Origin of the sequence: Novosphingobium acidiphilum DSM 19966 (genome assembly GCF_000429005.1) — a bacterium.
Taxonomy (GTDB): Bacteria; Pseudomonadota; Alphaproteobacteria; order Sphingomonadales; family Sphingomonadaceae; genus Novosphingobium; species Novosphingobium acidiphilum.
Map to the genome: position 1 here is coordinate 43,075 of NZ_AUBA01000021.1, position 12,077 is coordinate 55,151.

General features: G+C 60.4%; 10 protein-coding genes. All 10 read right to left on the bottom strand.

What is annotated here, in order from left to right:
- Window positions 1–333: 333 nt before the first annotated feature.
- Window positions 334–1,956, bottom strand: a complete 1,623-nt coding sequence (locus G404_RS0115555; protein ID WP_156906330.1) for an ArnT family glycosyltransferase — start codon at window positions 1,954–1,956, stop codon at window positions 334–336.
- Between the two features lie 6 nt (window positions 1,957–1,962).
- A complete protein-coding gene (locus tag G404_RS0115560) occupies window positions 1,963–3,375 on the bottom strand; it encodes a glycosyltransferase family 87 protein (protein ID WP_028641900.1) in 1,413 nt (470 codons plus the stop codon).
- Complete coding sequence (locus tag G404_RS0115565; protein WP_028641901.1) at window positions 3,372–3,761, bottom strand: GtrA family protein; 390 nt, start codon at window positions 3,759–3,761, stop codon at window positions 3,372–3,374. The genes G404_RS0115560 and G404_RS0115565 overlap by 4 nt, the downstream gene beginning before the upstream one ends.
- Window positions 3,762–3,765: 4 nt before the next feature.
- Window positions 3,766–4,782 (bottom strand): glycosyltransferase family 2 protein, encoded by a 1,017-nt coding sequence (locus G404_RS0115570; RefSeq protein ID WP_245584555.1) that lies wholly within the window; start codon window positions 4,780–4,782, stop codon window positions 3,766–3,768.
- Window positions 4,721–5,866, bottom strand: coding sequence for a GumC domain-containing protein (locus G404_RS0115575; protein WP_028641903.1), 1,146 nt, complete (start codon window positions 5,864–5,866; stop codon window positions 4,721–4,723). Before G404_RS0115575 ends, G404_RS0115570 begins: the two co-directional genes overlap by 62 nt.
- Window positions 5,863–7,803: an SLBB domain-containing protein gene (locus G404_RS0115580; RefSeq protein WP_051280820.1), complete on the bottom strand. Its 1,941-nt coding sequence runs from the start codon at window positions 7,801–7,803 to the stop codon at window positions 5,863–5,865. The genes G404_RS0115575 and G404_RS0115580 overlap by 4 nt, the downstream gene beginning before the upstream one ends.
- A gap of 95 nt (window positions 7,804–7,898) precedes the next feature.
- Window positions 7,899–8,912 (bottom strand): NAD-dependent epimerase/dehydratase family protein, encoded by a 1,014-nt coding sequence (locus G404_RS19930; protein WP_051280822.1) that lies wholly within the window; start codon window positions 8,910–8,912, stop codon window positions 7,899–7,901.
- A gap of 4 nt (window positions 8,913–8,916) precedes the next feature.
- Complete coding sequence (locus G404_RS0115590; RefSeq protein WP_028641905.1) at window positions 8,917–10,686, bottom strand: thiamine pyrophosphate-binding protein; 1,770 nt, start codon at window positions 10,684–10,686, stop codon at window positions 8,917–8,919.
- 3 nt (window positions 10,687–10,689) lie between these two features.
- Window positions 10,690–11,388 carry a hypothetical protein gene (locus tag G404_RS0115595; RefSeq protein WP_028641906.1) on the bottom strand — a complete coding sequence of 233 codons (699 nt, stop codon included), beginning with the start codon at window positions 11,386–11,388 and terminating at the stop codon, window positions 10,690–10,692.
- A partial coding sequence (locus G404_RS0115600; RefSeq protein ID WP_028641907.1) for an aldolase/citrate lyase family protein occupies window positions 11,388–12,077 on the bottom strand: 690 nt, incomplete at its 5' end. The genes G404_RS0115600 and G404_RS0115595, both read right to left, overlap by 1 nt.

Consider the following 12,077-nt stretch of genomic DNA (forward strand, 5'->3'; position numbering starts at 1 on the left):
GCCGGGGGACCCAAGACCGCCCAAAGAGCAATCGTTGTGGGAAAGAACGCCAACCCGGTTTTCGCTTAGGGCCCTTAAGGGCGAGACCTGAACGGTCTGACGGCTATGCATGCTCGCTGCGGGCCCTTAAAGACGCAAAAACCGTCTGGCGCAAAGAGAGTACGTCTCCGATGGCAGCTGCATTGTCGGCTTAGATGTGTCGACACTGTCAGGACGAGCAGGGTCGGTTATTTCTGGCCAAAGTCAGCAGTTATGGGCCCCCTGGCCCTTCGCCGCCGGCGGCCTTGACGCGCGCGCCGGAGGCACTTCATTTCAGCTTGAACGCTGCATGCGTCAGAACTTTACGATTCGCACAATTCTCCCACTCGAAATTCCGTCTTGCGGGTAAAAACTTGCGACGACACGGCCCCGTTTAATCAACTGGGTATAGGCGGCATACTCGTCCGGGAAATCGTTTCGTTCTGCACTATAGCGGTCGAACTGCGTGAGGATCGCATAATCGGCCGTGCATGTGAAACGGCGGTCGGCAGCGACTGTGCCGTAATCCACATTGGCGCGCGCACCGCGTCCGCTGGCAATCGTGTGATGATCGATCTTGCCACCCAGCGCATGGCGCGGATCAACACAACCGACATCCCCGAATGGAAACAGCATGTGCCAGGGTTGGGGCAACAGATCGAAACCGAAATGTTCGATCAGCACCGTGCTGCCCGCCGGTATATGCGTGACGGCCCAGGCGGAGGCCTGTTGCGCGGTGTTGTTTTCCCGCGCGCGCGACGCCGCCACATCGGCCAGCATCAGGGGCAGGCCTGCAGCGCCAAGCGCCAGCGCCATCCCCAGGCCGGACCCCATCCGGCGGGCCAGCCGGCGCTGCAGCGCGACCAGGCCGACGCCGCCGAACACGGCCAGCAACGGCAGCAACGGCAGGATCCAGCGGTCCCAGACAAGATGCTGACAACTGACCACAATCATGAAAGCGATCAGCACCGGCCACAGCAACACTTGCGCTGCGGAGACCCGGCGCAGCGCCCACACGCCCCATCCGCACAGCAGCAGTCCAACCCCGCCAAATGCCGTGGTCAGCGGTCCGGATGCATACCACCACGCGTTATAGAGCGGACCGCCGCCCGTTGCGCCCAGATGGCGCACTTGCGCTTCGCCGGTGACGTCACGCAGCACCGTGGCATGTGCGATCAGCAGGTAAGGCGCGATTATCACCAGGAGCACCGGCACCAGCACGATGAACAGACCGCCTGCGCGCAGGGCCTTGCGTCCGGACATCAGGCCCGCCTGCCACCGCCACGACAGCGCACCGATCATCGCGATGGCGCCGATCGCGTAAGGCCACTTGCTGGCAATGGCGAGCGCGCACCACAATGCGCCGCGCAGCACCCGTGGCCGCCCCTCCAGCACGTCCAGCGCGCTAAGTATGGTCAGCACCAAGAACGCGCTGGCCATGATATCGGATCGGACAACTTGCGACCAGGCGATATGCACCGGGCTTATTGCGAGCAACAGCGCAGCGGCCCACCACACGTTGTTGCCCGCAACAGGGCCTGCGATCCGTCCCGCCAGCCGCCCGGTCAGCGCCACTGTCCAGACCCCGAACAGCACCATGACGATCCGCCCCGGCAGGATCACCCAGCCCGGATCGAGATAAAGCCGGCTGACAAATGCGGCTGGTGTGGCAAACCAGCCCAGCGCATGGCCGACCAGGAACACGGCGATATCGACCAACGCCAGCAGATACATCGTGGTCGTTGCCGGATGCCCGAACCAGCCGGGATCGAGCGAATGGGACTGCAACATATGCACCGCGCCCAGCTCGAACATCAATTCGTCGGGATCATTGAGCGCGGGCAGCCCGAAATTGATCGGCCACAGGCGCAGCGCGAGTGCGATGAGCACTATCGTCGGCATCGCCCAGCGCCGGCGTAGCTTGAGTCGCCACGACATCGCTGATTATCCTTGGGTAGGTTCTGGCGCAGGCACCATGGGGCGATCGTCGCGCGCTGTCTGTGCTTTGGCAGGCCCCACCGGATGTTCGATCCACGGCAGAAGCGGCACGTCGTTGCGGAACCGCCAGCGCTGCGCCCATCCCTGCAGGCGAATGTCCTGCCACACCTCGATAATCGTCAGCAGCGCAAGCGAGGTCGGGATCGAAAGAGTCAGGATCGGGCGAATGAACGGGCCGATCTGCACGGCGTATTCCACGATTACCTGGGTGCGAAAGAAGAACGCATCCTTGACCAGCGGCGGCAAAGAATCGATGTTGATGTCGAACGGAATGCAAATCACATACGATACGAGCAGCGCGTACCGGCGCAAAAATCCGCGCGATGGCTCCATGAACGTAAACAACAGCACGATGATTTCGGTATAGCCGCTGACTTCGGTTGACATCACCGCCAGCCCGACACTCAAGACCACCATACGGGTGCGTGGTACGACCTCCGGCCGGATGAAACAGGCCATCGCGCCCATCACGATAATCGCCTGCGCCGCATGCATCACCAAAGGCGTCACGAATTCGATCAGATTCGTAAGGTTCGAACCCAGTACGAGCAGCGTGGGAAAGACCGTGGAATGGGTGAGCTGTTCGAGCGGCAGCATCGTCGATGCCATCCAGATGTCGAGCGGATTGTTGATGACCAGGCCATCAGCATAAGCCGTGATGTTGTAGTAGATCTCGATCGGCGTGCCTGATCCGAAGATTGCATACGTGACCAGATAGATCAGCACCGTCGCGATCAGCGCGCCTTCTGCCCAGCGCCAGCGGCGGTGAAGCAGTTGCGCAGCAATGGCCCCGATCAGATAGACTTTCATATTGACCGCCAGCCCTGCGAACAGCCAGCGCAGCCAGGCGCTTTTCAATAGCGGGCCATAGGCCAGCAGCATGAAAATATACGTAATTAGAATGACATTGCCGCGATCGAGCCCCCACATCATCGGCAGGCCGATGCTGATCGCCAGCGATCGGGGCAAAGCCGTGCGGCGGTCGATTTTCAGCATCGTGCGCACGGTCAGCACCACGCAAAGCACATAGACGAGATGCAGCGAGATGATGCCCAGCACATCGCATTCGCGCGACCAGCCGCCCTCTGCACCGGGATAGCAGGGCCCCCACGTAATCATTTTCAGAATGACATAAGTCAGCGGCGGATAGATTGTCAGGTATGAATCATATGCGCCCGACATATGCGACCAGAATGCCGGATTGAACCAGTCCATCCACGTATCGCCCATGTCGTAGAAAAACGGCTGCGGGAAATACTTGTATGTAAAGAAATACCAGAAATCATAAATCAACGCGATCAGCACGGTCGATGCCAGCAGATGTTCGACGATCCGGAAAATCGGTATGGAGCGTTTCATGCCGGGTGCTCCTGAAAAACCAGGAATTTGAGTACGAAGTAATTGGCCGCAGACACGCCAACCGTCGTAATCAAACCCGCGAGGTAAGGCGATTTGATAAATCGCATCAGGATCGCCAGCGCGACCAGATTGAAGAAATAATTCGCCACATACGACAAGATAAAGCGCAGGCGCTTTCCATCGTGCCCCGCAAAGGCATAGCGGCTATAGGTGAAGTAGTTGAACGTCACTCCCAGGATATGGCTCAAGATCTGCGCCACATAGATATTCAGGCCGATCCGGACGAACAGCGCAAACAGGCCGAAGCCGAACGCCATGTTGATCAATCCGGCCTGGTAGTACCGAAACAGCCTGCGCCATTCCTTGCCAGACTTCCACTCGAACACGCGATCAGGCCTTCGCGACGGAATTGTCGGCAAAATTGATGCGTTCGCGTTCTATCACCAACGCCTGATTGCGGGTGCGTTCGGATACGAGCGCGATCTGTACGCCGAGCAGCCCCAGGAAAAGGAATAGCAATCCGAACTGGCCTTCGAGCAACGCGGCAAACAGCCACAATTGCCACGAATGTCCGGTAAACAACGCAAAGACCGCACCCAGCGTGCTGATACCTGTAATAAGCATGATAAAAAACGCGACATACAGCGGAGCGCGCAGCAGGTTTTTCGACGATCCGGCCAAACCGTTTAGCGCGAAGTCGAGCAGGGTGAAGAAATTGTTGTTCGATTTGCCCCCGGCGCGTGGCGGGCGTTTGAACGCGATCGTTTCCACCGCAAAACCCGTCTCGACCAGCAAGCCGCGAAAGAACGGCTCGGGTTCATTGAGCGCGCGGATCGATTCCACAACACGGCGATCATAAATGCCGAACCCGGTGGCGTTGGGAATGATTGGATAGTCGCCGAACCGGCTCTGCAGCCGATACGACAATTCACGCATGAACGTCAGCACCGCGCCCGATTTTTCGCTTTCGCGCACGCCCAGCACGATCGGCGTGCCCGCGCGCCAACGCCGGATGAATTCGGGCAGCAGATCAGGGCTATCCTGAAAATCCGAGCACATCGAAATGACAGCGCGCCCGCTTGCCTGGTAAATGCCGTGCGTTGGCGAACGCATCTGGCCGAAGTTGCGCGTGTTGACGATAAGGCGGATGCGCAGCTCGCGCGCGCACATCATTTTGATGATTTCGACCGTTCGATCCTGCGACTCGTTGTCGATGAAGATCAGTTCGAACGATTGCGTAATCGGCTCCAACACCGCGATCACCGCCGCGGCAATCGCCTCGACGTTGTCTTCCTCGTTGCGGCAAGCCAGTACCACCGAAATTTCCGGATCCCCGGTCATCAGCTCAGCCATGGTCGAGTTCATCCGGGAGACCGCGTTCGCGCCTGATGACCTGCGGCTCGGCACCGGCGATCGGCGCACCCACCGGTGGGCGCAGGCGATAGAATTCGATCGTTGCCCAAAGCACGACAAGTGCAGTTGCGACCGCCATGGCTGGGAACCAGTATTGCCGCTCGGGATTGATATGCGGCGGTTCGAGCACGCGCATATTGGCTGTCGAGGTCAGGTCTTCGACCGCAGTGCCCTGCAAAAAGCGCATATAGCTGTCATACAGAGTGCGTTGCAGGGTGAGTTCGCGCTGCAACTGGAACAGCTTGCTGGTGCTGGCAACCACGCTGCCGACGCTTTGCGTCGATTGCGGGTTGGTCGCTTTGGCTTCTGCCAGTTGTGTCTGCATCGCCTGGGTTTCGGCAATGATCTGCTTGGTGATGACATTGTCATCGGTGTACATCTGCCGGGCGAGCGACAGCGCGATCGCCTTGCCCTTGATCCCCGATTCGAGCTGCGCGATCCGCCCCGCAACGCTGCCGGTCTGCAATTCGGGCACGGCTTCCTGGTGTTGCAGGCGGTATGAATCGTAATTGGCCTGCGTGCGCACAAGGCCGTCCGATGCTTCGCGCACCAGCTTCATGAGAATGTCGCGTTTATACGACGTCTGTATGCGGCTGATTTCGCCCAGCCGGTGTTGCAATGAACCGACAAATGACGACACTATATCCTGGGCAAGCTGGGGATCGGTGTTGTCCACATCGACCTGGACGATCCCGCCGCGCAGCGATCGAATGTCGATCCGACGGCGCAGCCACCGCTGCAATTGCAGCGGGGTCTTGTTCGTGCGCTGCTCCAGATGAAGATCCTTGATCACGAACTGGCGCACTTCGACACTGTCGGCCACGCGCAGTGCAACCTCGATCGCGGCTTGGTTCCCGAACACGTTGCCGAGCGCGCCGAGTTGCCCGAGCGTCCCGCTCAGGCCCAGGCTGCTGGGATCGGTCGGTGCCAGCAGCGCCTCGGCCTCATAGCGTTGCGGAAACACGGTCAGCACCAGGCAGATGGCAATCGCCGCGACGAATGCCAGCGCCCGATTGCGAAACCGCGAAAACCAGCTCCAACCGATCAGCGTGCCCACGGCACTGTGGCGCGGTGTCATCGTGTCACCGCAACGACAGTCGCCGCGCTAAGGCCAATTCCAAACAGCGTCGTCGCGATCGCGCTGAACCGCGCCCAGAACAGGTTCGGCTCGGTGCGGACCGGCACGAAGATCACGTCGCCCGGCAGCACTGTCATATTGAGCGCGCCCCGCTTCTTGGGAATGACCTCGCCGTTGGCGCGCACGACGAAAATGCCGCCTTTGTCGGCGGCGCGCAGATTGCCGCCGGCGTCGTCGATATAATCGCGCACGCGCTTGGCCTGATGATCGGCATCGATCAGGAACGACGTAGGACGATATACAGCGCCAAACACGCCTACGGTCGAAGCCAGGGGCGGGACCATTATCGAATCGTTGTTTTCCAGCAGGATCGAGCCCGGCAAAGTCGTTGCGTTCGGCGCTATGTCCAGCACCACGCGGCCATCGGGCTTGGCTTCACGCAATCGCGCCACCACCGCGCGTGCGGCCGCGAGTTGTGTCGTCCGGTCGCCGCCAGGCAGCGTCGGGTCCTGGCTGAGCGGCGCGGCAGATAGCGAGAATTCCAACTGGTTGAGCGCTTCCTTGAAGCTTTCCTGCTGCTGGATCTGCACCGACTGTCGCGTAAATTTGGTGCCGAATGGATAGGCGCGCGTCGTCAATCCGCCCGCCTCCGCGATGACTTCCGACGTTGGTGTACCCGGTGCCACGTAATAGATACCCGGCTTCTGCACTTCGCCTTCGATCCGCACGAGTACTTTCTGCGTCGCGATCGGCATTGTCAGCGTGCCGGTGGACATGACCTGGATGATATCCCCGCCCGCGATCGGAATGCTTGATGCGAGCGCGTTATCGAGCCGCTGCGGACCCAGTTTCGTGGGATCGTTCGCGCGATACAGCACGAAATGCGCGGGATCGCCGACCGTATTGGGTCCGCCGGCTGCGGCCAGCATTCCGGCAATGCTTTCTTCTGGACGCGCCTCGTAAATCGCTTCTTCCTGCACACTGCCGATTACCGCGACTTCGGGGCCGGCGGGCGGAATGAACAGGACGTCTTCATTCTGCAATTGCACGTCATTGACCCGGCTGCCGCCGCGCATCAACTGATACAGATCGAAATCGGCAATCTGTCGGCCATTGCGATAGAGCTTGATCGCACGCCAACTGCCGCCCGCGTTTGGTCCGCCCGCCTGGAACACCGCATTGGCCAGCGTCGACAGGCTGCTGACCGTGAATGCGCCTGGGTTGTTGGCAAGGCCTGTTACATAGACGCGGATGCCGCGCAGCTTGGTGATCGTTACCGACGTCGTAAACCCGCGAAATTTGGTGCCGATTGCGCCTGCAATCACATCGTGCAGATCGGAATTGCGCACGCCTGCGACGCGCACCGCGCCGACACCTGTCAGGAATACTTTCCCGTTCGTGTCGACCACACGCTGGACCGATCCATCGAGCGAACCCGACAGCGCGATGTCGATCGTGTCACCGGGCTGCACGATATAATCGGGCGGCACGGTCGCGGTCGCCGGGGCCGCGAAATCGCGCAACGCCGGCAAGACCAGCTTGGTGCCGAACAGCATGACCTTTCGGCCCAGCAACTCGGAAATGTACTTTTCAAATTCCCCGGGGAGTGGCGGTTTCTTGATCGTGTTATCGGGGCTTTCAGTGACCGCGGTCTTGTTTCCCGACTGATCGAGCGTGAGCGTCGTGCTCTTTTCGCTGACATCGAGCGCGCTGATCGTTTGGCTGCCGCCATATGGGTTGGCATTGGTGCTATTGTTCGTGCCGTTTTGCGAACCCGATTGCGAATTCGAGTTTGTGGACGACGAACTCGACTGGTCCGAACTGATCGGCGATCCGGTCGGCACCGTCACCTGCGCATAAGCCGACGTCGTCAGCCCCAGCACGACCCCACCGATGATGACTTTGACCCCGGTCTTGCGAATCTTGGCAACTGTCACTCTACTCAACCCCTAAGTCCGGCTTCGTTGCGGAAAATGCCCGTTCAAAAATGCGCATTGCATGCCACGTGGCCCGCTACCATCTGCCCATTCAATTAACTAGCCCGGAAGACGACGTTTTCTGGATTTTCACGGGCAAGCCAGACCGCTGTTTCTGCGATTTGCCCCGCGATCGGCACATGTGTCATGCCATGCCTTTCCAGCAATACCGCCCACGCCGCGGCATCGCCGACATAGCGATTGTCGGCTGTCTCGCTGATCGGACGGCGCAAAACCTCGCCTCCGCAGACTTGCGCGACAACGGCGGCGACGTCCCCCAGTTCGAGCGTATCGCCCCCGGTCGCAAAGGATTCCACCGCAGGGCCATCCGCGCACAGCAGCATGGCGACAACAACCGACAGCAATTCGCGCACCGCGACATAGCTGCGCAGCACGCGGCGCGGGGCAAGCACCGTTATCGGCCGCCCGGCGAGCGCCTCGAGAATGAAACTGGCCAGCGCATATGTCTCGTGCTTGTTCATCCACGGGCCAGAAACGCTGTAAATCCGGCCGATTGCCACGCGGCACCTGGTGGCGCGATCACGCGCCCAGTCGGCAAACCGGTCTTCGTCCTCGCGCTTGAGCGCACCATAAAGCCTGAGGTCGGCCGCTGCGTCGGGGTCATCGGCGTACGCCGCGGCGCCCGAAGACGCCACGAACAGCCGGTCGACACCAATCGGGTCAAGCGCATCCAGGACCGTTTGCGAAAGCGCGCGGTTGGCCGCGCAATAGGCCGTCGCATCCATGCTTGCGACTTTGTCCTTGGTCAGGAACGCGAGATGAAACAGCATTGTCGGCGTTGCGGGCAGCGTTGCCAGTTTGTCCAATGCGTGCTGCACAATGCGCGTGCCGTCATCCAGCATGATCTCGGCGTGGGCCGAGCCAAAGCAGGCCACGCGCCGGGAGAATTCATCCTCAGGGAGCGCGGCCCGCAACAAGGACAGCAAAGTCCGGCCGATCCAGCCACGCGCGCCGACGATGACGATGCGGCGCGTGTCGGAGCGTAGCAGCGACAACGTCAGGGGTGCAAACTGCCCCTGCTGCCGGTCAAGATCGCAGGCCTGGACCATGCCTTTACTTGGAGAGACTTTCGACAAGAGCCCCGCCGACAGGCATCTCGGTGCCATAATCGGCCTCCGGGCTCATCCGGTCGATCGGGTTGGATTCCATCGATCCGGTTGCGGTGATCCGGCTGCTGATTTTGGGGAAATACGTCTGTTCCGGATCGACCGGCACGATAAACGCATGCGGCCCGGGCGTTGCCATCGCCGCCAGGAACGCGGCGTCGGTCGAAAAATCGAGAGGCAAGCGCATGACGGGGATGTCCCAGGCCGCAAACAGTTTATCCCATCGCGGCAGTCCCAGGCCCGACTTGCGGTCGCAGCCAAGGTATTTGCCGCCAAAATAGCTGCGCTGAGTCATGCGGATCGAGGCGTGGCCCTGGTCATCGAAAATGAACATCTTCAGATTGAGATCGTTGACCGCCACGGTGCCCAATTCCTGCATGTTCTGAGCAAAACCGCCATCGCCCTCGATCAGGATCGTGCGCCGGCCTTTTCCCGCGATGGCCGCACCGATCGCGCCAGACAGGCCATAGCCCATCGACGCCAGCGATTTGTTGGTCAGCATGCGTTGCCCGAGCTTGGGCTTGTAAAGTGTCATGGTCAGTGTGAACGCACTGCCGCTCGAACACGGAATGATCAGGTCTGCGGGCGTTGTCACATCTTCCAGCCGGACGATGAATTCGTAAGGCGACAAAAATGCCGGCCCGGTCTGGTTGACCGGCTCGATACGCGGGATTTTCGCCATGATCGCCTTGGCCGCATCGATCCAGTCGGACCTCGCGGGCAGATCACACGCGACCAGGCGCGCAAGGAAATCGTTCGCGTCGGCCTCTATGCCAAAATCGATGCGGGGATGGCCCTTGCGCAACTCTCGCGCATCGATCTCGACTTGCACGATCTGCGCATCGCGGCCGAATTCCTGCCAGTTGAACCCGGTCTGTTGCAGCCCGAGACGGGTGCCTACCGCAATGATCAGATCCGACTGCTGGATAACGATATTGGCGCCGCGCAAGCCCCAGGTGTTCGGACGACCCAGGAAATTGGACGCATCGCCGTCAAAGCGGTCGGCCCCGTTATAGGTCGTCATCACCGGAATGCCCAACGCTTCCATCCGTGCGCGCAAGGCATCGACGGTGGCATAGTCGGTTCCGCCGCCGATCAGCAGCACCGGCCGCTTCGCCCCGCGATAAAGCGATGCGACATTGGTGATCTGATCATCGGTTGCGCATCTCAGCGGTTGCGGCGCGATGGCGGGCAGGGGCTCTTCCTCGACCGTTACGGCCTGGACATCGAGCGGCATTTCCAGAAACACCGGCCCTTTGCGCGGCGTCCAGCTTGTCTCGATCAGCGACAGGAAGTGTGCAGCGCCGATCGGTGCCGTAAAGCGATACGCGGTCTTGGTCGTCGATTCGAGCAATTCGACGCCGGCAACTTCCTGAATGCCGCGCGCGCGCACGGTCCCGTTGGAAAGGTCGGCGGTCTTGACCTGGCCGCCCAGCACCAGCAGTTCGCGGCTTTCCAGCCAGGCGCCGCTGACGGCGGTAACGATATTGGTAAGACCGGGACCGGTGGTGACGAGCGCCAGCGCCTTTGCCGGCGCGGCAATTTCGTTGAAATATTCGGCAGCAATCCCGGCGGCGACTTCATGCACAACGGGAATGCCGGTCAGATAGCGATCCAGGCTTTCGGTCAGGTGCATTATATTGCCCCCGCCGACATAGAAATAGTGGGTGTAGCCTGCGGCTCGCAACCAAGCACCAATCTGGTCGCTGTATTTCAAGGTTCAATCCTTTTCCGCAATAGTCATTAGCGAAGTAATAATCGTGTGGACCTGATTTGCAGAGAGGCTTCCCGGGGTTCCCCGGTCATACCCCCAATCGGCATGCAACGGCAGGTGGATCTCACCCTCGAATGGTTCGAGATGGCTGTTCATGTCATCGACGTAGACAATCAGATATTTGCCGCGATCGAGCCAGTGCTGCGCCTGGGCCACCGCCAACTTGCTGCCTTGTTTGCGGATATCTTCCTGACCAAAGACGGTGAGAACGTCCGCGCCGTGAAATGCCAGCGTCTCGCGAATGGAATCCACGTTGCGGGTCGACAGGATGGCAAAGCGTTCGGGGGAGGCGAGCAGCAGTGGTTTGAGCAGCAGGAAAAAGTCATACGCGGGCATGACTTTGGGCCATTGCGAATCGGCCATGATGGCCTTGCGCGCGGCGAAAAAATCGGCCGCAAACGCCCAGTCGATCGCTTCGGGTGTAAATTGGCTGATCGCTTGCGGGGGCAACGCGTGGTCCTTGCTGTACAGTCGGTTGTACTGCCACGCGTCGGTCACCACCCCTCGAAAGGCGAGGAATTCTTCGTATGTGACGTCCTGACGGAACTCGGGACGGCCCTGAACGGCCAGGTTGGCCACAGTGTAGGCCTCGTAGGCGCTGTTAAACAGCACGCCGTCGAAATCGAGGACGAATTTGATTTCCATTACAGGCGGGCCCTGATCTGACCGATCCGCGCCGAGGCAGAATTGGCAATCGCACCATGATGATCGAGTTGCAGCGCGAGCAGCGCCTCTTCGACAGCAAACGCGTCGGCGACCGCACCCGCTTCGAGAAACCGGTCCACCGGCATGACGCATTTGCGGGTTTCGACGCATGCGATCAGGCCGCACAGTTCCGGGTCGTTGGCGAGGCGCGTTGCCGTCGCTGTACCGACTGAGCCGCCAATCGTAGTGTGCAATCCGCGCTTTTGTGCCGCGCGCGCCACGGTCTTGACCATGGCGATCGTTTCGTCGCTGTCCACGCCCGGTCCGCCATAGCTGGCGGTCAGATCGGTGCGGCCAACGGTGACTTCCGACAGTCTGTTCCCGCCATCCAACATGGTCCCTGCGTCGAGGATATCCTCGATCCGCCGGACAGCATCGATGGTTTCAATCGTGACGCCCAGATGATCGAACGCGCCTTGTGGCACCATTTCCATATATTTGCGCATGGCAAACGGGCTCTCGATCATCGGCGCGACGATGCTGCGCACACCGATCTGCATCAGGAAACGCACGTCGGACTTGGCCTCGCATCCACCGATCTTGACCAGGTAAGACAAGCCGTTGCGGGCAGCAAAGATCGATTCGGCTGCAATGCTGCCTTGCGACAGCCCCTCCGCCTCGAACTCTCC